Origin of the sequence: Streptomyces sp. NPDC096048 (genome assembly GCF_044763415.1) — a bacterium.
Taxonomy (GTDB): Bacteria; Actinomycetota; Actinomycetes; order Streptomycetales; family Streptomycetaceae; genus Streptomyces.
In genome coordinates this window covers 112,362-134,243 of record NZ_JBIWGG010000005.1, presented here as the reverse complement: position 1 = coordinate 134,243, position 21,882 = coordinate 112,362, and the positions used below count along the sequence as shown (strand labels likewise).

Sequence of the window (21,882 nt, the reverse complement as noted above, 5' to 3'; positions counted from 1 at the left end):
CGCCGGGTCGTGCGGCACCGGTGAACTCCCAGGTGCTCCGCCTCCGACCTCTCGCGGCGGGGCCGAGCGGGGTCGGGTGCGTGCAGCTGCAAGGCGGAGGAGGGGCGACAGGGCGGAGCCTCGGCGTCGAGCTGGTGGTCGGCCCAGACGTGGCTTTCGGGCAGCAACCCGGTGACGAGCGCGGTGCGGAGGCTGCCGCCGTCACCGACGATGGCCTCGAGAGCGGGGAAGCGGTCGAGAGGAACCTGCCGGCGCCGGCCACAGGGCGGCCCCCCGGTCGCGGTCACCGACGGCGACGGCGACGCTCCGACCGTCCCGGGCGCGGGTCGCGGCCGCCGTGGTGCGGTTGTCGCCCGGCAGCGCGTACGCGCGAGGCGGGCCGCCGCCTGGACGAGTCCGTGGTGGACGTGGTGAGTCGGCGTGGTCAACTTCCCGGTCTTTCCCGATGTGCTCGGCCGGCGGCGGCGAGCAGGAGGTCCGCCGGGAGCGCGGGTACCGTCCGACCGCCGAAGCCGGTGGTCGTGGTCGCCGCGAGCAAGGAGTTGAGCACCGCTTCCTCGACCGCGTCGAGGACGGCTTCGAACAGCGGCCCGAGTGCGGCGTCCGCCACAGGAGCACCGCCCGCTCGCGTACCGAACGCGATGGCGTAGTCGCCGCTGCCGTGGCTGTACGCCGCGCCTGTGCGGGCCAGGGCGAACACCGCGCGCCGTGCGACGCGGGTGAGCTGCCGGGCGTCGAGCCGGGCGTCCGTGGCCACCACGATCATGCACGAGCCGGTGTCCGCGGCCGGGGCCGGGGCTCCGACGCCCGCGGATCGCGGGGTGAGGGTGCGGCCGAGCACCCGCAGCGTGCCGCCGAAGTTCGCCTGCACCAGGACGCCGACCGTGCAGCCTCCGTCGGCCAGTTCCGGGGTGCGTGAGGCGGTTCCGATACCGGCCTTGAACCCCAGTGCGACGGTGCCGGTGCCCGCGCCGACGCAGCCCTCGGCCACCGGCCCGCCGGACGCCGCATCGAGGGCCGCCCGGACGTGCTCCTCGTGGACGGGCCGGGCGCGAATGTCGGAGAGGAGGCCGTCGTTGCACTCGCCCACCACGGGGTTGAGGCTCTGCACCCCCTCGCATCCGGGCCGCTGGAGCATCCAGCCGACGAGGGCGTCGGCGACGCGGAAGGCCGACAGCGTGGAGGTGAGCAGGACCGGGGTCTCCAGCGTGCCCAGTTCGGAGAGCTGAGTGGTGCCGAGGAGTTTGCCGTAGCCGTTGCCGGTGAACACCCCGGCCGGCACGGGAGCGTGCGGGCCGGCGAGGTCGGGCACGATGGCTGTGACACCGCTGTGCACGTCTGGCGGGCGGCGAACCGTGGTGTGCCCGACGCGGACCCCCGGCACGTCGGTGATCGCGTCGAAAGGCCCGGTGGCGGTGGGGCCGATGATGATGCCGAGGTCACGGGCGCGGCGTCGGGCGGTGCCGGGAGGTGGCTGTGGGTGAGGCAGTGGTTCCATGCGGCCGGACGTTACGCGTTCGGTCGGCGGGAGGAGCGGGCTGCCTGGCGCCCGGCTGCGTCGGCAGCCCTCGATGAGTTCGTGGTACCCCGCTCCGCCCGACGGATCCGGCGCAGCGCCCGCACGAGGGCATCGACACCCGCCTCCGCCTTGGATCGAGGGCACCCGACGTTGAGCCGTACCCGCCCCGGTGAGCCGTACGTGGCTCCCGGCATGATGGCCACCTTCTCCACCTCCACGAGTTCGCGCTGAAGCGTGTCGTCGTCGACGCCGAGGGGCCGCAGGTCGATCCAGGCCAGGTACCCGGCCTGTGGGGGTTCCCAGCCGAGCTGCGGAAACGCGTCGTGGAGTCGGTCGGCGACCATCGCGAGATTGTCCGCGAGGTAGGTGCGCAGGGCGTCCAGCCAGCGCGCTCCCTTGCGGTACGCGGCGATGTGGCCGACCAGCGACAGCACCGCGGGGGAGGAGAGACCGTCCGCGTCCTTGAGCCGCCGCAGGTAGGCGTCACGTGACGCGGGATCGTCGATGATCCCGTAACTGCCCGTGAGAGCAGGGATGTTGAACGACTTGGAGGCCGAGGTGAGCACGGCCCAGCGACCGTCGCCGCCGTGCCGGGCCCAGGGACGGTGGACGTGCGGGGCGTACGCCAGGTCGGAGTGGATCTCGTCGCTGATCACCGCCACGTCGTACCGCGCGCACAACCGGGCCATCCGGTCCAGCTCGCTCGCGGACCACACCCGGCCCGTGGGATTGTGCGGCGAGCACAGCAGCAGCACGGCCGTGTCGGGGAGCGCCAGGAGCCGCTCGAACTCCACCCAGTCGTGAAGCGGGCACCCCAGGAGCCGGCGTCCGTGGGCCGCCACCGTCTTGGGGAACGCGTCGTACATGGGCGTGTGGGCGACAACGCCGTCACCGGGGCGCGACCACAGGCGCAGCAACTGCGAGATCTGGTAGACGACGGAGGGCCCGTAGACGACCGACTCGGGAGCCACGTCCGTGGCGTGCCGCGACGCGTACCAGTGGACGATCGCGGAGAGGAAGTCGTCCTGGCGCCAGCGCGAGTAGCCGAGGACCCCGTGCTCCAGGCGCTCGCGGAGCGCCGCCACGATCTCCGGGGCGGTCTCGAAGTCCATGTCGGAGATCGTGAAGGGCAGCAGATCCGGCACGCCGAAGCGGTCCTGTACGTAGTCCCACTGCGTGCACCAGGTGCCCTGCCGGTCCACCGGGGTGTCGAAGTCGTAGAGCGTCATGGTCAGCCCACCGGGATCAACGTGGCGATGGCGTCCTTCACCGACTGGACCTGCGGGCCGATGACGACCTGCACGTTGTGGCCGTCGAGCTTGATGACCCCGACGGCCCCGAGCTTCTTCAGCCGTGTCTCGTCGACCTGTTCGGCGTCCTGGACCGTCATGCGCAGACGGGTGATGCAGTTGTCCAGCGACCGGATGTTGTCGGCACCGCCGATCGCGTCGAGGATGGCGACGGCGTCGTACTTCCCCGCGATCAGCTCACGCCGGGGCTCCGCCGCCTGGTCCGGGGCGGCGTTGTCGTCTCCTTCCTCTTCTTCCTCGCTCTTCTCCTTCTCATCCGGTGGCGAGACCTCCTCGCGGCCAGGGGTCTTGAGATCGAAGCGGGTGATCGCCCAGCGGAACAGGAAGTAGTACACCGTGAACCACACTGCCGCGATCACCGGCACCAGATACCACTTGGTCGTCGAACCCTGGAGTACTCCGAAGACGAGCCAGTCGATGACGTTGCCGTCGGTGTTCCCGATGAACACGCCGAGCACGGCCGCCGTGAGGAACCCGAGTCCGACGAGAACCGCGTGGACGGCGTAGAGCCACGGGGCGACGAAGAGGAACAGGAACTCCAGCGGCTCCGTGATGCCGCCCACCACACAGGCCACGACACCGGACACGAGCAGGGCCTTGATCTCCGGGCGCACCCGCCGGTTCGCGCAGTGGTACATCGCGAGCGCGGCGCCCGGGAGACCGCCCAGGTAGGACGCCATCTTGCCCTGCGAGAGGAAGTGCGTGGCATCGGTGACCGCGGTGTTGGGGGCGGCCGAGCAGTCCAGTTGGGCGTAGAACATGTTCAGGGCGCCGGAGACCTGGTCGCCGCACACGGTTCCGGAACCGCCGACGTCCGTGAAGCGGAACATCGCCACGAGAATGTGGTGCAGCCCGATGGGCCGCAGCAGCACCTCTCCCATGCCGAAGAAGAACGGTCCGAACACCCCGGTGTGCCCGATGCCGCGGCCCACGGCGGTGATCCAGCCGTTGAAGGTCGGCCAGACCAGCGGGATGAGCAGGCCGAGCACGCTGAGGACCAGGGCCGAGATGATCGGGACGAAGCGGAGCCCGCCGAAGAAGGCCAGCGCGTCAGGCATCCGTTGGGTGCGAAAGCGCCGGTGGAGAAGACTGACAACGATGCCAACGGCCACGGCGCCGAGCAGGCCCGTGTCGATGGACCGCACACCCAGCACGTCGGCTATGCCGTAGTGCTTGATCGCCTTCTCGTCCTCGAAGTCGACGCCCTTGGCGGTGAGGTAGAAGTTCACCGCGAGGTTCATGGCGGCGAAGCCGACGAAACCCGAGAAGGCGGCGACCCCCTTGTCCTCACGGGCGAGCCCGAGCGGGATCGCCATCGCGAAGAGGACGGGCAGGAACGTGAAGGCGACCAGACCCGTGTTGGCCATCCACGTGAAGACGAGGTGCCAGCCCTCGCCCTTCAGGAAGGCAACGTTGTCAGTGACGGCCTCGCTGGAGAGCGAGGAGCCGATGCCCAGCATGATGCCGCAGAACGCGAGCAGGGCCACCGGCAGCATGAACGTCTTGCCGAGTCCCTGGAGGAATTCCCAGAGTGCGGCCTTGGTCTTCTGCATGTGTACGGAACTTTCGAGCCTGGGGGGACGGGCCTCGACGCTCGCCGTGGCGACGCGGGGCCCAGGGGCGGATCGAGCGGCGGAAGACATCACGCGGGGGTCGGCCGTCCTCGCGCGGTGGACATGGGGGTCGCCCGGTGACCACGCCCAGCAGGGCCGTTCCGCCGGAGGGATCACATCACAGCGGGTCGGCGACTGTCCATGGAGGCCGAGGTGCCGACCCCGAGCCGTCGGCTGGTCAGGGCCGTACGTCGGCCTGTGCCGCGAAGGCCGCGGGAGCGATCTTCACGGCGGCTTCAGGAGTGCTCCTCAGTGGCCCGTGCGGTTCCCCGCCCACACGGTGGGGGTTCGGCCCGACCACGGGGCTGCCCGTTCGAGTTGTCCGGCGAGGCGGAAGAGGCGGCCTTCGAGCCCGTAACCGGCGGCGAACTGCATGCCGATCGGGAGTCCGGTCTCGGCGTCGGCCGTCACCGGCACGGACATGGCGGGCGTGCCGGCCACATTGAACGGCATGGTGAACGGCGAGCGGTCGTGGAGGCGGTCGATCCAGCCGAGGCCGTCCAGGGCCTCCGTGCCCTCGGCATAGGCGCCCAAGGGCACGGGAAGTTCCGGCAAGGTCGGGGTGAGCAGTATGTCGTGCGTGGTGAAGTACCGTGCCAGGCTGCGAGCGACCCGGTTCCGCATCGTGAGAGCGGTGACGAACTGGGCGCCACTGACCCGCTGCCCGTAGTGGTAGCCGGCAAGAGTCACCGGTTCGAGGGTGGAGGAGTCGATGGGGCGGTCGAAGGCGGCAGCCAGTTCATCGACCGAGGCCGCGAGATTCGCCGCCAGCAGACGGGCGTTGGCCAGGACGAACTCCTCCCACCCGGCCCCGAGGCCGACCTCCACCTCTTCCACCCGGTGGCCGAGAGCTTCCAGCAGGCGAACGGTGCGAGCGAGTGCGTCGGCCACTGGTGCGGTGGTGCGGCGTCCACCCCATGCCTGGGTGAGGACACCGATCCGCAGCGAGCCCGGGTCGCGGGTGACTTCCTCCGCGTAGGGCCGGGACGGCTGCTGGGCGAAGTAGGGATCACCCGGTTCGGGGCCGCGGATCTGGTCGAGCAGTGCCGCACCGTCGCGCACGGTTCGGCTGACGCTGCCGTGCACGGCGAGGCCGTTGAAGACCTCGTCGGCGCCGGGACCCATCGAGACCCGGCCCCGGGTGGGCTTCAGTCCGAAGAGGCCGTTGTAGGCGGCGGGTATGCGGAGCGAGCCGGCCGCGTCGGTGGCGTGTGCGACCGGGACCACTCCGGCAGCGACAGCCGCGCCCGAGCCTCCGCTGGATCCGCCCGCGCTCCGCTCCAAGTTCCACGGATTGCGGGTCGGGCCGTACAGCTCCGGTTCCGTCGTGATGCTGTAGGCCAGCTCCGGAGTCCCGGTACGCCCGAACGTCACGAGCCCGGCGTGACGGAAGCGCAGCATCAGGGAGGAGTCGGTGCGGGCGATGTTCCCGGCCGCGAGACGGCTGCCCAGCTCCGTTCGCCTCCCGGCCATGGACACTCCGATGTCCTTGATCAGGAAGGGGACTCCGGCCAGCGGGGAACTGCCCGGTCGGGGCTGGTCGTCGGCCGGCCATGTCTCCACGATGGCGTTGATCCGGCCGTTGACCGTCAGCGCCGCATCGAGCGCGGCCGCTGCCAGTTCGGCGGGGGTCACCTCGCCTCTGGTCACAAGCTTCGCGAGCCCGACCGCGTCGAAATTCACGTACTCGGCAACTCTCACTGCCACTCCCGGTGGAACGAGGAACGATACCGTTGAGTACCTGATGATACCCATCGGTATCGCATGGAACGGACTGGTACCGTAGCAGTGAATGGGGAGCCCGCGACCGACGGGACGTCACGGAGTGGTCATGGCATCGACCGGCAGAAGGCCGAGCAGGGTGGCGAAACTGCCGCCCCGGGAGCGCATCCTCGACGCGGCGGAAGAGCTCTTCCAGAGCGAGGGCATCCGGCGGGTGGGCGTCCAGGCGATCGCCGAGCGGGCCGAGACCACCAAGATGGCGATCTACCGGCACTTCGAAACCAAGGACGCGCTGGTCGCCGAGTGGTTGCGGATCGTGGCCGCCGACTACCAGACGGCCTTCGACCGGGCCGAGGCCGAACACCCCGGCCAGCCCGGAGACCAGATCCTGGCCCTGGCCCGCTTCATCGCCGAAGGACTGCCGGGGATCTCGCACCGGGGCTGCCCGTTCATCAACTCCATCGCCGAACTGCCCGACCGCTCCCATCCCGCTCGGCAAGTGATCGAGGAGCATAAGGCCCGTCAGACCCGGAGACTCGTCGGCCTGTGCGCCGACGCCGGGCTGCCCGACCCCGAACAGACCGCGGCCGAGATCACTTTCGTACTCGAAGGCGCTCAGGTCAGCACACAGAACGGGAGCATCGATCAGGCGGGGGACCGGCTGATGAGAATCGTCGAGGGGATCATCGGTCGGCACCGGTCCGCCTGCGGCACATCCCGGACGACCGCTGACTGACCACCCTCACATCGGCGTTCCCGGCCGCAACTCGGCGTGGACGTCGGCGGCGCCCTGACCCGGGGTGAGCGTCGCGCCGTTGCCGCGCAACACCGCGAGTGCGGCGGTGTTGAGCACCGTGGTGTCCGCGACCACGGTCCGCGCCCCGGCCCTGGCGGCTTCGCCGAGGAGGATGCGGAGTGCGGCGCTTCCTGTCCCGCGGCCGCGTTGGGAACGGGCGAGCCACATGCCCGTTTCCAGGACTTCCTGACTACCCCGGACAGCCAGCCGGGCCGACCCCACTGTTCTCCCCTCGTGGGCGATCGCGAAGGTGGCTTCCCGGAGCGGGCCGGCGAGGCCGGGGAACCGAGCGCGGTGCCACGCCCGGAAGGCTTCCTGCCGTAGCGCCGTCCACCCTGGCGGGCCGGCCACAGGAGGCATGACCTCCTCGGGCTCGGCGTCCTCGACGGCCACGGCGAGAAGTCCCTCGAGACTCACCTCGTCCACCTGCCGCAGTTCCACCCGGCCGACCACCACGTTGGTTCCCTCCCGTGCGCGTTGGACACCCGTCACCGATCCTCACGTGCCGCCGGGCGTGACGCGAGTGAGTTTTCGGCGACTCGGTCCGTCCGCCGGTCACCAGTCATGGCCAGAACCTACCTTCCGGTGATCAAGACCCGCTCCTCGATCCCCTTCCCTGCCTCCGGTCCTGCGGTCCTGCGGTCCTGCGGTCCTGCGCTCCTCCGGTCCTGCGCTCCTCCGGTCCTGCGGGAAACCCCCGCCCGCCCCCGGGGGCAGGCACCCGGACCACCCCCTACCGGGGTATCGCCCCCGACTTGGCTCCCCAGTGTGACGCCCCGCCCGCCGCCGCCTTCCTACCTTCCTCTCCGTCACCACGGACGAGACAGAGGGAGACGGACGGATGCGCCGCTTCAAGAAGACCCTGACCACTGCCGTACTGACCCTCCTGCTGGTCGGCAGCACGGCAGGCGGGGCCTCGGCGAGCAGCCAGAGCGCGCCGAGCGGTCCGCTCCCCGGCACCGCCGCCTGGCTGGCGGACGACTCCCTGGGCAAGGAGCTACCGGACCCCACCACGGCCACCCCGTCCGAAGTAGCGGCCTTCTTCGCCGACCTGACCGGCACTCAGCAGCGGCGACTCGTCGAGGTCCACCCCACCGTGGTGGGCAACCTCGACGGCGCGCCCGTGCACCTGCGTTACGAGGCCAACGCCCCGGCAGGCGACCAGGTCCTGGCGTACGACCCGCGCGGCCGCGGCCTGATCGCGCGGGTCACGGGAGACCTGGAAAACGCCACCCACGTCTCGGTGATCGTCCCCGGCTCGGACATCGACATCTCGACGTTCGACCGTACGGCACAGTGGGCCGCCGACCTCCAGGCGGAGGCGAGCCGCGACACGGCCGTCATCGCATGGGCCGGCTACACCACCCCCTCCGGCATCGGCCCCGACCTGGCGACGGGCCGGCTCGCCGAGACCGGCGCCGGACGCCTCACCCGTTTCACCGACGGCCTGGACGCGGTGGGCCTCCCCGACCCCTCCCTCTTCTGCCACAGCTACGGGTCGGTGGTCTGCGGCCTCGCCGCCCCCGACACCGACGCGAGCGACATCGTCGTCATGGGCTCGCCCGGCATGCGCGCCGACAACGTCACCGCACTCGACACCGATGCCCACGTCTGGGCGGCGAAGTCCCCGGACGACTGGATCGACCGCGTCCCCAACGTCGAGTTCCTGGGCCTGGGCCACGGCGCGGACCCCACCTCGCCCGGCTTCGGCGCGACCGTCCTGCCCGCCGACGACGTCCCCGCGCACGACGCGTACTTCACTACCGGCACCTCCACCCTGGTCGCGTTCGCGGCGATCGCCGGCGGAGACCTGTGATGAAGACCCCCACGAAGCTCGCGAAGCTCTCCGCCGAGATCGACGACCGGACCCCCGCCCACCGCGACCGCGTCATCGACGGCCTGCGCGCGCTGGCGCTCCTGGCCGTCCCGACCGGCCACTGGCTGCTCGGTGGCTTCACCCTCGACACCGGTGGCGGCCTGCACAACGCCAGCCCGCTGGCCACGTTCGGCGCGCTGGCCCCGGCCGGCTGGATCCTCCAGATGCTCGGCATCTTCTTCCTGGTCGGCGGCTACTCCTCGTACCTCTCCTACCGGCGCCACAAGGGCTCCGCCCGCGAGTGGATCACCGGCCGGCTCACCCGCCTGGGCCGCCCGGTGCTCGGCGTCACCGCCGTTTGGGCACTGCTGCTTCCCACCCTCCACTACGGCCTCGGCGTGCCGACCGCCACCCTGCACACCGCGTCGACACTGGTCGTCCAGCCCTTGTGGTTCGTCGGCGTCTACGCCGTGATCACGGCCCTCACGCCGTACTGCCTCCGCGCCTCGCGACGTCTCGGCTTCTGGGCCGCGGCCCCGCTGCTCGGCTCGGTCGCGGTGGTCGACTTCCTGCGTTACGGGCCGTACGCGGACGCGATGCCGGCCTGGGTGAGTCTGCTCAATCTGCTTCCGGGCTGGATGTTCGCCTACCAGCTGGGCGTCTCCTGGGCGGACAGGCGGCTGGGCCGCCGCGAGGCGTGGCTGCTCCTCGCGGGTGGCGCGGCCCTGTTCGCCACCCTGCTGCTCGCCTTCCACTACCCGGCGTCGATGGTGGGCGTGCCCGGCACGTCCCGTACCAACTCCCACCCGCCGTCCCTGCTGGTGCCGGCGCTCGCGGCCGCCCAGTCCGGCGCGGCGATCCTGCTGCGCGACCGGTTGGCCCGGCTGCTCCGGCGCCCCGCCCTGTGGGCCCCGGTGGTGATCATCAACCTGTCTGCGATGACGATCCTGTGCTGGCACCAGACGGCGATGCTCGCCGCCGCGGTCCCCGCCTCGTACATCGGCGACATCGCCGGCCTGACCACCGCGCCGGACACGGCCGGATGGATCCTGGCACGGCTGGCCTGGATGCCGCTCTTCGCGGGACTGCTGGTGGCGATCGCGAAGTTCGCGCGGCCCCTGGAGACCCCGTGGGACCGCACCGGCACGGCCCGCCGGGTGGCGGCGGGCGTGCTCGCGGCCGGCTTCGCCTACTTCGCGCTCGCGGCGTGAGCGACGTACGTCCTTCCAGGCCGGCCGCCGAGCCACCCGCCCCGTCGACATCCTCCACCGAACACCGGAGTACACCCATGTCCTTGGCCGGCGAAACCGCTCTGCCGCACCCCGAGAAGGCCACCGCGAGGCTATCCCCACCGGACACGAACAGCGAGTTCACGCCCCTGCTGCGCGACGTCAAAGGACAGGAGCTGCTCGATCGGCGCACCGGCTGGTACGCACGGACCATAGTGACCAACGCGCTCAGCCTGGCCGCCGTCGTCACCGGCATGGCACTCATCGGCACTTCGTGGTGGGTGCTCGCTCTCGCTCCCGTCCTCGCCGTACTGAGTGCCCGCACGGCGTTCATCGGCCACGACGCGGGCCACGCGCAGATCAGCGGCAGCCGCACCACGAACCGCCGCGTCGGGCTCGTCCACGGCAACCTGCTCCTCGGCATGAGCTACGCGTGGTGGAACGACAAGCACAACCGCCACCACGCCAACCCCAATCACATCGACAAGGACCCCGACGTCGCCGCCGACGTCCTCGTCTTCACCAGCGAGCAGGCCGCCACCCGCACGGGTTTCCGCGCCCGGCTCACCCGCCACCAGGCATGGCTCTTCTTCCCCCTCACCCTTCTCGAAGGCCTCGCCCTGAAGCTCTACGGCTTCCGGGATCTGCGCCGCCAGACCGGCCGCGGGCGCCTGGTGGAGGGCGCGCTCCTCGTCGCCCACATCGCCGGGTACGTCATCCTGCTCCTGGCGACCATGCCGCTCGCGCACGCGCTCGCCTTCGCCGCGCTCCATCAAGCCCTGTTCGGGTTGCACCTGGGCATGGCCTTCGCCCCCAACCACAAGGGGATGGACATGCCCGACCCCGAAGGCGAGAAGTGGGGACACCTGCGACGCCAGGTCCTCACGTCCCGCAACATCAGGGGCGGCGTCCTCACCGACTGGTTCCTCGGCGGTCTCAACTACCAGATCGAGCACCACCTGTTCCCCAGCATGCCCCGCCCCCACCTGAGGCTCGCCCGGTCCATGGTGAAGGCCCACTGCCGGGACCTCGGCATCCCCTACGCGGAGACCGGCCTCATCGACTCCTATCGTCAGGCCCTGCGGCACATGCACGAAGTGGGAGCACCGCTGCGTGCCGACACCGGCGAACCCCGCCGCCGGCGGAACCGATGACCGCGGCCGCGACGAGCCCGCCGGACGGCTGCGCGTCCCCTGACGCCGTCCCGCCGCACATAAGCTGGGGCCCATGACCTCAGTGGAGGAGGAACGCCCGCGCGCGCTGCTCGCCGGGGCCTCGCGCCGGTGGGTACGGCCGCTGCCGTGGGCTGTGGCGTTCGTGCTGTGCGTCGCCCTGCTGCCCACCACCATCCAGGTCCTCAGCGTCGACTACGGCCTGAACGGCGGCATCGCCAGCGGGCTGGCCATCGCGCAGACGGCACCGCTGCTGCTCGCCGTCGTCCGCCCGCTGCAGTCCTGGTACGTGATCTTCGCCGCGGACGTGGCCGGAGCGCTCGCCCTGCTCGGCGTCGACTTCGAAGAGCGGCTCCTGTGGCCCTTCCCGCCCATGGAGATCGTCGGGTACGTCGGCCTCTGCATCGCCCTCGGCCTGCGCGAGCGGCGCCGGACGCTGCTGCTGGTATGGCTGGCGACGGCGGGCGCGAACGTCGGCCTCGGGTTCGTCGCACCCCACGGCACCGACGCCATGAGCCTGCTGCTGACCATCCTCAGCGGCGTCACGCTCCTGCTCGCCGCCGCGCTCCGCGAGCGGTACGAGGCGCAGCGCAGGCTGGCCGAGCAGGAGACGATCAGCGAGGCCGAGCGCGGCCGGCGGACGCTGCTGGAGGAACGCGCCCGCATCGCGCGCGAGCTCCACGACGTGGTGGCGCACCACATGTCCGTCATCACGGTGCAGGCGGACACCGCGGCGTACCGCATCGACGGGCTGCCACCGCACGTGCAGGAGGAGTTCTCGTCCATCGCGGCGACCGCGCGCGAGTCGCTCGGCGAGATGCGACGGCTCCTCGGCGTGCTGAGGAACGAGGAGGCGCACGGCGAGCTCGCGCCCCAGCCGGGCCTGACGCGGATCGGGCAGATGGTGGAGGCGACGGTGAGAGCGGGCGTGCCGGTGGACTTCACCCCGTGCGACGCCGACGTGCCCGAGGCGGTGGGCCTCTCCGCGTACCGCATCGTCCAGGAGGCCCTCGCCAACGTCGTGCGGCACGCGCCGGGTGCTCCGACGCGGGTGTCGGTGTCGGTGCCGGAGTCCGGTTCGCGGGACAGCGCGCGTCTCACCGTCCTCGTCGTCAACGGACCGCCGCCCGAGCCGCCCGCCGCGCCGCTCGAGGAGGGCGGCACCGGCCACGGACTCGTCGGCATGCGCGAACGGGTACGGATCGCCGGCGGCACCCTCGAGGCGGGACCCCTGCCGGACGGCGGCTTCCGCGTGGTCGCCCAACTACCCCTGAACGAAAGGGACCTCACGTGACAACGCGCGTCATCATCGTCGACGACCAGGCCATGGTGCGGGCCGGCTTCGCCGCGCTGCTGGCCGCCCAGAGCGATATCGACGTGGTGGGCGAGGCCCCCGACGGTGCGCAGGGCGTCGAGCTGAGCCGGCGTACGCATCCCGACGTCGTGCTGATGGACGTCCGCATGCCCGAGATGGACGGCCTCGAGGCCGCGCGCCGCCTCCTCACGCCCCCGCCCGGCGTGACCCACCGGCCGCGCGTCCTGATGCTCACCACGTTCGACGTCGACGACTACGTCTACGAGGCACTGCGGGCGGGCGCGAGCGGCTTCCTGCTCAAGGACGCGCCGCCGGCCGACCTCATCGCGGCGGTACGCGTCGTGGCCTCGGGCGACGCGCTGCTCGCCCCCTCGGTGACGCGCCGCCTCATCGCGGACTTCGCCCGGCAACGTCCCGCCGCCCGAGGCAAGCCCGCGCTGCGGCTCAAGGGCCTGACGGAACGCGAAACCGAGGTCCTCACCCTGGTGGCCCGCGGCCGGTCCAACGTCGAGATCGCGGAGACTCTGGTGCTGGCCGAGCAGACAGTGAAGACGCACGTGAGCCGTGTCCTCACCAAGCTCGACCTGCGTGACCGCGCCCAGGCGGTGGTCTTCGCGTACGAATCGGGGCTGGTGGCCCCGGGCGAGTAGGACGGGCCCTCCCCGGGGCCGCGCACCGGGGGCACGGGCACCTCGCCATCGCCATCGCGGGCGCCGACGTGGGCGCGGGCCGGGCCGGGTCGGGCAGAGGCCGGGGGGCCTGCGCGGCCTCGGATGCTCGCGCGGTGCCGACGCCGGCGTCTGTGAGCCGCGTCGGGCACGTCGGGGTCTACGTTGGGGCGGCTCGCTCCACGACCTCGGACGGCGCAAGCGCCACCCCCTCGTCCCCCCGTCCCCCCCCGGCCAAGCGGCTCCCCCAGGCCGACCCGCGTCTGACGCGTCAGACGCGTCAGACGTCTCAGACGCATCCCTCGAATCCGGCGCACCCAGCCCTCAGACGCGCCTCAGACGCCTCCGGGCGCCTCCAGCGCGCAGGCCGGGGCTTCGCCGCCAGGCCCCCTGGGCGGTAGCCCGCGGGCGGAAGGCAGGGTCTGTCCCTGCCTCCTCCACCCCCTACCGCGGTAGTACCCCCACCTTGGCTCCCGGGTATGACGCCCGGCGCGCAGCCGCCCCCGCACACTCCACCCCGTCAGCACGAGAAGAACGCGAGAGGGCGGAACATGAGGCTACGCAGCAGCAGGCGGCAGAGGGCGGACGACCGACCGGAGGAGGCCCCGGCCGCCGCACCCGGTCTCGCCGTCGAACTGCGCGGTGTCCGACGGCAGTACGGTCGCGGCGCGGGGACCGTGCACGCCCTCGCGGGCGTCGACCTCGCCCTCCCACGCGGCACGTTCACCGCGGTCATGGGCCCGTCCGGATCCGGCAAGTCCACGTTCCTGCAGTGCGCCGCCGGCCTCGACCGGCCGTCGGCGGGATCCGTGCGCCTCGGCGGTACGGAGATCACCGGTATGAACGAGAACGAGCTCACCGAGCTGCGCCGAAGCCACCTCGGCTTCGTCTTCCAGGCGTTCAACCTGCTCCCGTCGCTGACCGTCGAGCAGAACGTACTGCTGCCCATGCGCCTCGCCGGGCAGCGCCAGGACCGCCGCCGGGCCGCCGCGACGCTCGCGCAGGTCGGACTCGCCGACAAGGCACGGCGCCGGCCCGGCGAGCTCTCCGGTGGCCAGCAGCAGCGCGTGGCCGTCGCCCGCGCCCTGGTCACCAGCCCCGACGTGGTCTTCGCGGACGAGCCCACCGGCGCCCTCGACACCGGCACCGCCACCGAGGTTCTCGGTCTGCTCCGGCAGGCGGTGGACACCCTCGGCGCCACTGTCGTCATGGTCACCCACGACCCGGCCGCGGCCGCCTGGGCCGACCGCGTGCTGTTCCTCGCCGACGGCACCTTCGCCGGCGGTCTGGAGCGCGGCTCGGCGGAGCAGATCGCGGCCCGGATGGCCCGGCTGGCCGGCCGCACGGACGTGATGGCCGGGGTGGCCGCGGCATGAGGAGCTTCGCCCCGAACGGCCTCGCTCGCGCGGCCATACGCTTCAAACCCGCCTCGTTCGCGGGCACGTTCGTCGCGCTGATGATGTCGGCGCTGATCGTCGCGGCCTGCGGCATCCTGCTGGAGACGGGCATCCGCGCCTCGGTGCCGGCGGAGCGGTACGCGACGGCGCCGGTCGTCGCGGCGGCCGACCAGTCCGCCCGTCTCGTCTCCGACACCATCGACGGTCCCGAGGAAACCGCGTACCCGCTGCCGGACACCGCCCGCGTGGACGCGGGGCTCGCGGCGAAGGCGGCACGGGCGCCGGGTGCCGCCGCCGCGGTGCCGGACTTCACGTTCCCGGTGCGGCAGGGCGACGGAGGGCTCACCGGCCACGGCTGGGGCTCTCACGCCTTCACCGGCACCGCGCTGTCCGAGGGCGCCGAGCCGCGTACGGGCGAGGTCGTGCTCGACGCCGTCGCGGCCCGTACGGCGAAGGCCGGCGTCGGCGACACCGTCGCGCTCGAAACGGCCGCCGGCCGCGCCGACTTCCGGGTGTCCGGGCTGGCCGAGGCCGGGGCCGGTGACACCGCGGCGGCGGGCGCGGCAGCCGGCAAGGCCACGGCCTGGTTCGCCGACGCCGAGGCGCCCGCGCTGGCCGGGCACCCCGGCAAGGCGGACGCCATCGTCGTGCTGGCCGCGGACGGCACCGACCCCAACGCCCTCGCCGCCGCCGTCGAGAAGTCACTCGCCGGTTCCGGCGCGCAGGTGCACACCGGTGACGGCCGCGGCGAAGTCGAGGAGCGCGGCCTGGCGTACGCCAAGGAGACGCTCACCGCACTCGGCGGCTCCTTCGGCGGGATCGCCACCCTGGTCGCCGTCTTCACCGCGGCCGGCACGGTGGCCCTGTCCGTCGGTCAGCGCATGCGCGAGTTCGCGCTGCTGCGCGCCGTCGGCGCCACCCCGCGGCAGATCCGCCGCGCGGTCGCCGCGGAGGCGCTGCTCGTGGCGCCCGTCGCCGGGCTGGTCGGGTGCCTGCCGGGGATCGCGCTGGCGAGCTGGTGGTTCGGGCAACTGAAGGACCGGGGAGCCATCCCGGAGGCGGTCGATCTGCACGTCTCATGGATCCCGCTGCTCGTCGCCGTCGGGACCGGGCTCCTCACAGCGCTCGGCGCCGGCCGGCTGGCCGGGCGCAGGCCCGCGAAGATCAAGCCGGGGCAGGCACTCACCGAAGCCTCGGTGGAGCGGCTGCGGCCGGGCGTCATCCGTACCGTCCTCGGGCTGGGCGCCCTCGTCGGAGGCGCGGTCCTCGTCGGCGTCGCGGCCTCCGCCGCCGGTGCCGACGCGGCCAACGCCTCCCTCGGCGTCGTCATGCTCTTCATGCTCGCCGTAGGCCTGCTCGGGCCCCTGGTGGCCCGGCTGTGCGCGGCGCTCTTCGGCCTGCTGCTGCGCGGCGGTGGTGCATCGGCGTCGCTGGCCGCCGCCAACTCCCGAGCCAACGCACGCCGGTTGGCCTCCGCGATCACCCCCATCGTGCTGGCGATGGCCTTCGCCTCGACGCTCGTCTTCATGCACACGAGCGAGAGCCATGTCGCCGCGGAACAGCTCCGCGACGGCATCACGGCGGACCACGTCGTCACCAACCCGGTGGGCCTGCCCGCCGACGCCGCAGCCCGGGCCGCCCGCGCTCCCGGCGTCGACGCGGCCGTGAGCCTGCTCGACACGCAGGTACTGGTGCCCGTCGACTCCGGCGGCGAGACATCGCTGCAAGGATGGGCGACCCAGGGCATCTCGGGCTCCGGCGCCCAGCTCGCCGAGGTGCAGGACCTGGACGTACGCGGCGGCAGCCTGGATCGCGTGGGCGCGGGCCGTATCGCCATCGACAAGACCCTCGCCACCGCGGCGCGGGTCGAGGTCGGCGACAAGCTGCCGCTCCACCTCCCCGACGGTGTCGAGGCCCGCCCGGAAGTCGTCACGGTCTACGGTCGCGGACTGGGCCTGGCGGCGGTGACCATGGACCGCGCGTCCCTGGCCGGCCACGTGACGTCGGGCTTCGACAGCACGCTGCTGGTACGCGGCGGCGACGCGAAGCCGCTCGCCGCACTCGGCGACGTCACCGACGCCTCGGGCTACGCCGTGGAGCAGAACGTGGACCGCGAACTCGGCGCCTGGGCCAACTACGTGATGGCCGCCGTCCTGGGCGGCTTCGCCGCCGTCGCCGCGGTCAACACCCTGGTGATGACGGTCCTGGACCGTCGGCGCGAACTGGCCACGCTCCGCCTCGTCGGCTCCACCCGCCGGCAGGTGCTGCGCATGCTCCGCTGGGAGAGCCTGCTGGTATCGGCAGCGGGCGTGGCCCTGGGCACAGCCATCGCGCTGATCACACTGACCCCGATGATGCGCGGCCTGACGGGCGAGCCCCCGCACATCCCCCCACTGCTGTACGCCACTTTCGCCGCGTCCGCGGCATCCCTCGCTCTCGTCGCCGTGACCCTCCCGGCCCGCGCGGCACTGCGCGAGCGGAAGGTCTGACAGCCGTGCCGGGACCGTCGCGGGCCCGCAGTAAGGAGTCCTCAATGCAGCAGAGCGAGACCGGAAGCACGGACGCCGCACCGCACACGAGAGGGAACGGGCGGCTCATCGGCCTGGTGGCTGTCCTGGCCCTGGTGAACTTCGTGGTCGACTCGGCCATCACCGCACCGTTGGTCGTCCTCCCGGAGATGCTCGACCACTTCGGTACCGACCAGGCGGCGTGGCTCAACGCCACCGCGATGCTGGCGGGGGTGATGTGGGCACCCCTGCTCGGCAAGAGCGCCGACATCCACGGCAAGCGCAGGGTGCTCGTGGTGACGTTGCTCCTCAGCTGCGCGGGCGCCCTCGTGTGTGCCGTGGCTCCCAACATCTGGGTGTTCGTGCCCGGTCGCATGCTTCAGGGAGCGGCACTGGCCGCCGTGTTCCTCTCCGTCGCGATCGTGCGCGGTGTCTGCGCACCCCGCATCGCGATGATCACCGTGGGCATCGTCACCTCCAGCTCCGCGGTGCTCAACATCGCGTCCCGTTTCCTCATCGAGGAGCTGGCCGTGGAGTTCGGCTTCCAGGTCCTGTTCCTCCTGTCGGCCTTCGTAGCGGCCGGGATGGCGCTCTGCGTGCACCTCGTCATTCCCGAATCCCTGGTCAAGGCACCGGGCAAGATCGACGTCGGCGGCGCCCTCCTCCTCGGCGGAGGTCTCGGCGGGGTACTCGGCTACGTCAGTCTGGGCGCGGACCTCGGCTGGCTCACGGCCGGCCCGCTGACTCTCCTGGTCGGGGGTGTCTCGGCACTGGCCAGGTGGTTCCTGGTCTCGAGTCGGAAGCCCGACCCGCTGATCGACGTGAGGAACCTCGATGGGCCCTTGGTGCTCATGCTTCTCGTCGTCTTCCTCGGAGCCGGTTCGTACCAGAGCATGCTTCAGCTCATCCCTCTCATCGGTGACGTGTCGGCGGATGCGCGACTCGGATACGGACTGGCCGACCAGGGATCAGTGGCCCTGCTGCTCGCGGCGCCGGGACTCGGAGTCATGCTCGGAGGACCGGTGGCCGGGTGGCTCGCCGCACGCGTCGGACCGGCCTCGACATTGGCCGGGGCAGTCATGCTCGGAACCGTGGTGACCATCGGGATGTTCCTGGGAGCGTCGCGGCTTCCCGCCGCGCTCTGCTCCGCATTCCTGCTGGGCGTCACGGTAGGAGCGCTCGGGACATCCGGGTTCAACATGGCGGGCAGCCTGGCGTCCGCCGAACGGCAGGGCATCGTGTCCAGCCTGGTCATGGTCATGGTCTCGATCGGGTCGGTGGTACTGAACTTCGTGGGCGCAGCCGTGCTCAAGTCGACCGCCGTGGTCGTCGACGGCGAGACGATGAACTCGGCCACGGGCGTGTTCAGCTATATCGCGATCGCTTCCGGCGCGTTCGCGCTGGCCACGGTGCTGGTCGTCATGCTCGTCCGCGGCACGCGCGCCGGCCGCGAATCGCCGTCGCCCGACCTGGAGCGCGACGCGGTGTGACGGACCTCTGAGGAGGTCGACGGCAGCCGACAGCTTCCTCGCGCGCAAGACAATCCGATTTCGGTCTCCGAATGCCTCACAACAGATCGGGAGTTGACGAATGAACATGAGAAGTGCGTCGAAAGGTACGGTCCTGGTTTCCGGCGCGAGCATCGCGGGTCCCGCCGTGGCGTTCTGGCTGCACCGGTACGGATTCACGGTGACGGTGGTGGAGAAGTCCAGCGCACTGCGGGGCGGTGGGTACCCGATCGACGTGCGGGGCACCGCGGTGGAGGTGGCGCGCCGGATGGGAATCCTGCCGCGGCTCCAGGAAGCGCACATCGATTCGCGCCGGGCGACCTTCCTCAACGCCGATGGCAGCGAGGCGGCGGTGGTGCATCCGCAGGCGGTGGCCGGCGGGGTCGAGGGTCGCGACGTCGAGGTGCCTCGCGGAAGTTTGGCGGACCTCCTGTACGGGACCGTCCGTGACGACGTGGAGTTCCTGTTCGACGACTCCATCGATGCGCTCACGGAACACGAGCACGGCGTCGACGTCACCTTCCGCAGCGGCGTCCAGCGCGGCTTCGACCTGGTCCTGGGCGCGGACGGGCTGCACTCGCGTACCCGGGACCTCGTGTTCGGCCCCGAGCGGCGATTCCACCGCTATCTGGGGTACTGCTTCGCCATATTCACCATGCCCAACACCCTCGGACTCTCCCATGAAGTGATCGTCTGGAACACTCCGGGACGGGCCGCCGCGCTCTACGCGGTCGGAGAAAGCAACGAGCTGCACGCGTTCCTCAACTTCGCTCACCCCGAACCACCGGGCGAGGTCTTCCGCGGCCCCGAGGCGCAACGCGAACTCGTCGCCACCACGTTCGCCGGCGACGGATGGGAAATCCCGGCCATGGTCGCCGCCATGCGCCAGGCGAACGATCCGTTCTTCGACACCGTGAGCCAGATCCGCATGCCACGCTGGTCCAGCGGCCGGGTCGCGCTCGTCGGCGACGCCGCCTACGCCCCGTCGTTCCTGACCGGGCAAGGGTCCAGCCTCGCCCTCGTCGGCGCCTACATGCTCGCCTGCTCGCTGGCCGCCCATCGCGACCACACCGCGGCCTTCGCAGCCTACGAGCGCGACATCCGCGGATTCGTCGAACTGAACCAGGCGCAGTCCGGTACCGGCGACGCGGCACTCTTCCCCACCACCGCCGAAGCCCTGGAACGACGCAACAGCAGACTGCGCGGCCTCACCGCCTTGCCGCCGGCAACAGGCCGCCCGGCCCACACAGCCCTCGCGTTGCCCGAACACATCGGGGACTGACCCAGGAACGGTCGACACCCCGGCGCGGCGTTCTCGCGGGAGCCGGCCGAGCCGCTGACCAGCCGCGCCCGCGCTCCTGGTGGGGCGGCGGACCTGCCCCGGGGCCTCGGTCCGTCGTCCGCCTTCGTGAAACCCCGGCGACGCGTGCGACGTCGGCGATCGTCGGCTGTTTCGGGCCGGGAGCGGAAGCGGCCATCCGCGCGGACTCTCCTCGCTGGCGGGAAAGGGTGGACTCGACCATCTTCCCCGACCGGAGCCCGCCGGTGCGCACCGGTGCGGACAGATGAGCGTGCGGAGCCCTGCTCCCGGGTGCCGACCACGGCACGTGCCATACGGCGAGACACGCTGACGCCCGTTCCGGCGCGCGCCTGACCGTCCAAGCGGTTCAGGCGGGAGATGCTGTCACCGGTGGGTCAACTCGCGGCAGGCGCGGGGAACCGCGCGCGCTTCGCGGCACTCATGGTCCATGAGCCCCCGCGGCCCGCCGCCACCGCGCCGTGCCGAACCAGCCGAGGAAGAAACCGAGGTGTCACCGTGTCCTTGTCGCCGCGCCGACGTCTGGCCGTAAGCGTCACCGCGATCGCCGCATTCGCCGGGGGCCTCGCTCCCCTCGCGAGCGCGTCGGCCACTCCCGTGTCACCCAGCGGCGTCCCCGCCTCCGCCGGCGCGCCTACGTCCCCCGCGCCCGACATGGACGGAGTGGAAGCGGCACTGAACGCCGCAGCGGCCGAGGGCGCTCCCGGCGCCATGGCGCGCTACTCCGGGCCGGGCGGGGTGACGAGCCGGGCCGTCGGTGTTCGCGACCGGGTCTCCGGGGCGCCGATGGATGTCTCAGCCCGGTTTCGCATCGGGAGCGTCAGCAAGACCTTCTCCACGGTCGTGCTTCTCCAGATGGTGGAAGAGGGCAGGCTGGAGCTGGACCGTCCGGTCGATCGGTACCTGCCCGGCCTGTTGCCCGACGACCGCATCACGGTCCGTCACCTGCTCACCCACCGCAGCGGCTTGGCCGACTACACCGAGGCCATGTTCAACGAAACCGTGCCCGGCTTCGAAGCCGTACGCAACCGGGTGTTCAGCTACCAGGAGCTTGTCGACCTGTCCCTCGCCGAGCCCCGCACCACCGAGCCGGGCGCTGCCTACATGTACTCGAACGCCAACTTCGTGGTGGTCGGGATGCTCATCGAGAAGCTGACGGGCCGCTCGGTGCGTGCCGCGTACCAGCATCGCATCATCGAGCCGTTGCGCCTGCGCCAGACGTCGTACGTGCATCCGAACACGCGGATCAAGGGTGTGCACGCCCGCGGCTACCTGCATCCCGACGAGGCCGGCGCGCCGCTCGTGGATTCCACCGAACAGACCGTGTCCTGGGCGCAGACCGCCGGCGCCCTCATCTCGAGCCCCGGCGACCTGAACACCTTCACCAGCGCACTCATGCGCAGTCGGCTCCTGTCCCCGGCCATGATGAAAGCCATGACGACGGTGACGCCGACAGACGCGGCCAACACCCGCTTCTACGGGCTTGGTCTGCGCCGATACGATCTTTCCTGCGGTACGCAGATCTACGGCCACACCGGTACGGTGCAGGGCTACTACACGTACGCCTTCTCGACCCGCGACGGCCGGCGCAGCCTGTCGGCGATGGCGAACACGTCCAACCGCGGCGAGGCCAACACGGCACTCGGCGGCACACTGGAAGCCGCGTTCTGCGGGAAGAAGCCGACGCCTCAACGGTCCGCACGCACCGCCGCCGCGCCCACCCCCTCCGTGGCCCCGCCCGCCGAGCGCGACCTGCCCGAGCGCCACTGAGCTCGATACCGTCTGCGGCGTATGACAGTGGGGCACGCCCCCACGCAGAAAGAGAGCGTCGCTGGTGGGCGGGCCGGCTCATGTCGTCGGAACTCCGCTTTCACCTGGACTGCAAGACCCTCCCTCCTCGCTGGACCCCGCCCGACGGCCGGCCGCACACCGCTCGGCTGATCGTTTGCGAGTACGCGGAAGAAGCCGGTCTCACGGACACTCGACTTCCGC

16 protein-coding genes and 1 pseudogene are annotated in these 21,882 nt (G+C 71.6%); 11 read left to right on the top strand and 6 right to left on the bottom strand.

What is annotated here, in order from left to right:
* Positions 1 to 122: 122 nt before the first annotated feature.
* The 5 genes and pseudogenes from ACIQ6R_RS14785 to ACIQ6R_RS14765 all read right to left on the bottom strand — a co-directional run.
* Positions 123 to 428 (bottom strand): annotated as a pseudogene (locus ACIQ6R_RS14785) (cytidine deaminase); the annotation flags it as partial.
* The gene (locus ACIQ6R_RS14780; RefSeq protein ID WP_404221479.1) at positions 425 to 1,498 is read right to left on the bottom strand and encodes a P1 family peptidase; all 1,074 of its coding nucleotides are present in this window, start codon (positions 1,496 to 1,498) and stop codon (positions 425 to 427) included. The pseudogene ACIQ6R_RS14785 and the gene ACIQ6R_RS14780, both read right to left, overlap by 4 nt.
* A gap of 11 nt (positions 1,499 to 1,509) precedes the next feature.
* Entirely contained in the window at positions 1,510 to 2,748 is a 1,239-nt protein-coding gene (locus tag ACIQ6R_RS14775; protein ID WP_404221477.1) for a MalY/PatB family protein, read from the bottom strand.
* Positions 2,749 to 2,750: 2 nt separating this feature from the next.
* Complete coding sequence (gene malX / locus ACIQ6R_RS14770) at positions 2,751 to 4,382, bottom strand: maltose/glucose-specific PTS transporter subunit IIBC (protein WP_404221475.1); 1,632 nt, start codon at positions 4,380 to 4,382, stop codon at positions 2,751 to 2,753.
* A gap of 309 nt (positions 4,383 to 4,691) precedes the next feature.
* The gene (locus tag ACIQ6R_RS14765; RefSeq protein WP_404221473.1) at positions 4,692 to 6,143 is read right to left on the bottom strand and encodes an amidase; all 1,452 of its coding nucleotides are present in this window, start codon (positions 6,141 to 6,143) and stop codon (positions 4,692 to 4,694) included.
* A gap of 130 nt (positions 6,144 to 6,273) precedes the next feature.
* On the opposite strand from ACIQ6R_RS14765, the gene ACIQ6R_RS14760 reads away from it, so the two are divergent.
* Positions 6,274 to 6,900: a TetR/AcrR family transcriptional regulator gene (locus ACIQ6R_RS14760; protein ID WP_404221471.1), complete on the top strand. Its 627-nt coding sequence runs from the start codon at positions 6,274 to 6,276 to the stop codon at positions 6,898 to 6,900.
* Positions 6,901 to 6,906: 6 nt separating this feature from the next.
* Here the strand turns inward: ACIQ6R_RS14760 and ACIQ6R_RS14755 are convergent, their stop codons facing one another.
* Complete coding sequence (locus ACIQ6R_RS14755) at positions 6,907 to 7,452, bottom strand: GNAT family N-acetyltransferase (protein ID WP_404221469.1); 546 nt, start codon at positions 7,450 to 7,452, stop codon at positions 6,907 to 6,909.
* Positions 7,453 to 7,801: 349 nt separating this feature from the next.
* Between ACIQ6R_RS14755 and ACIQ6R_RS14750 the strand changes: the two genes are divergently transcribed.
* The 10 genes from ACIQ6R_RS14750 (at position 7,802) to ACIQ6R_RS14705 (ending at position 21,660) form a co-directional block, all read left to right on the top strand.
* On the top strand, positions 7,802 to 8,776 hold the full coding sequence (locus tag ACIQ6R_RS14750; RefSeq protein WP_404221467.1) for an alpha/beta hydrolase: 975 nt from the start codon (positions 7,802 to 7,804) through the stop codon (positions 8,774 to 8,776).
* Entirely contained in the window at positions 8,776 to 9,987 is a 1,212-nt protein-coding gene (locus tag ACIQ6R_RS14745; RefSeq protein ID WP_404221465.1) for an acyltransferase, read from the top strand. Before ACIQ6R_RS14750 ends, ACIQ6R_RS14745 begins: the two co-directional genes overlap by 1 nt.
* 77 nt (positions 9,988 to 10,064) lie before the next feature.
* Complete coding sequence (locus tag ACIQ6R_RS14740) at positions 10,065 to 11,159, top strand: fatty acid desaturase family protein (RefSeq protein WP_404221463.1); 1,095 nt, start codon at positions 10,065 to 10,067, stop codon at positions 11,157 to 11,159.
* A 73-nt stretch (positions 11,160 to 11,232) separates the two neighbouring features.
* Positions 11,233 to 12,471, top strand: a complete 1,239-nt coding sequence (locus tag ACIQ6R_RS14735) for a sensor histidine kinase (RefSeq protein WP_404221461.1) — start codon at positions 11,233 to 11,235, stop codon at positions 12,469 to 12,471.
* Entirely contained in the window at positions 12,468 to 13,142 is a 675-nt protein-coding gene (locus ACIQ6R_RS14730; RefSeq protein ID WP_404221458.1) for a response regulator, read from the top strand. The genes ACIQ6R_RS14735 and ACIQ6R_RS14730 overlap by 4 nt, the downstream gene beginning before the upstream one ends.
* 569 nt (positions 13,143 to 13,711) lie before the next feature.
* Positions 13,712 to 14,536, top strand: a complete 825-nt coding sequence (locus tag ACIQ6R_RS14725) for an ABC transporter ATP-binding protein (RefSeq protein ID WP_404221456.1) — start codon at positions 13,712 to 13,714, stop codon at positions 14,534 to 14,536.
* Complete coding sequence (locus ACIQ6R_RS14720; protein ID WP_404221454.1) at positions 14,533 to 17,046, top strand: FtsX-like permease family protein; 2,514 nt, start codon at positions 14,533 to 14,535, stop codon at positions 17,044 to 17,046. The genes ACIQ6R_RS14725 and ACIQ6R_RS14720 overlap by 4 nt, the downstream gene beginning before the upstream one ends.
* Positions 17,047 to 17,090: 44 nt before the next feature.
* A complete protein-coding gene (locus tag ACIQ6R_RS14715; RefSeq protein ID WP_404221451.1) occupies positions 17,091 to 18,554 on the top strand; it encodes an MFS transporter in 1,464 nt (487 codons plus the stop codon).
* Between the two features lie 100 nt (positions 18,555 to 18,654).
* Positions 18,655 to 19,854 carry an FAD-dependent monooxygenase gene (locus ACIQ6R_RS14710; protein WP_404221448.1) on the top strand — a complete coding sequence of 400 codons (1,200 nt, stop codon included), beginning with the start codon at positions 18,655 to 18,657 and terminating at the stop codon, positions 19,852 to 19,854.
* Between the two features lie 534 nt (positions 19,855 to 20,388).
* Positions 20,389 to 21,660 (top strand): serine hydrolase domain-containing protein, encoded by a 1,272-nt coding sequence (locus ACIQ6R_RS14705; protein WP_404222170.1) that lies wholly within the window; start codon positions 20,389 to 20,391, stop codon positions 21,658 to 21,660.
* Positions 21,661 to 21,882 lie beyond the last annotated feature (222 nt).

Bases quoted from the DNA above. Each gene is read 5' to 3' on its own strand.
- ACIQ6R_RS14780 (WP_404221479.1), bottom strand. From the start codon at position 1,498: ATGGAACCACTGCCTCACCCACAGCCACCTCCCGGCACCGCCCGACGC.
- ACIQ6R_RS14715 (WP_404221451.1), top strand. From the start codon at position 17,091: ATGCAGCAGAGCGAGACCGGAAGCACGGACGCCGCACCGCACACGAGA.
- ACIQ6R_RS14740 (WP_404221463.1), top strand. From the start codon at position 10,065: ATGTCCTTGGCCGGCGAAACCGCTCTGCCGCACCCCGAGAAGGCCACC.
- malX (WP_404221475.1), bottom strand. From the start codon at position 4,382: ATGCAGAAGACCAAGGCCGCACTCTGGGAATTCCTCCAGGGACTCGGC.
- ACIQ6R_RS14720 (WP_404221454.1), top strand. From the start codon at position 14,533: ATGAGGAGCTTCGCCCCGAACGGCCTCGCTCGCGCGGCCATACGCTTC.
- ACIQ6R_RS14775 (WP_404221477.1), bottom strand. From the start codon at position 2,748: ATGACGCTCTACGACTTCGACACCCCGGTGGACCGGCAGGGCACCTGG.
- ACIQ6R_RS14750 (WP_404221467.1), top strand. From the start codon at position 7,802: ATGCGCCGCTTCAAGAAGACCCTGACCACTGCCGTACTGACCCTCCTG.
- ACIQ6R_RS14735 (WP_404221461.1), top strand. From the start codon at position 11,233: ATGACCTCAGTGGAGGAGGAACGCCCGCGCGCGCTGCTCGCCGGGGCC.
- ACIQ6R_RS14745 (WP_404221465.1), top strand. From the start codon at position 8,776: ATGAAGACCCCCACGAAGCTCGCGAAGCTCTCCGCCGAGATCGACGAC.
- ACIQ6R_RS14725 (WP_404221456.1), top strand. From the start codon at position 13,712: ATGAGGCTACGCAGCAGCAGGCGGCAGAGGGCGGACGACCGACCGGAG.
- ACIQ6R_RS14760 (WP_404221471.1), top strand. From the start codon at position 6,274: ATGGCATCGACCGGCAGAAGGCCGAGCAGGGTGGCGAAACTGCCGCCC.
- ACIQ6R_RS14710 (WP_404221448.1), top strand. From the start codon at position 18,655: ATGAACATGAGAAGTGCGTCGAAAGGTACGGTCCTGGTTTCCGGCGCG.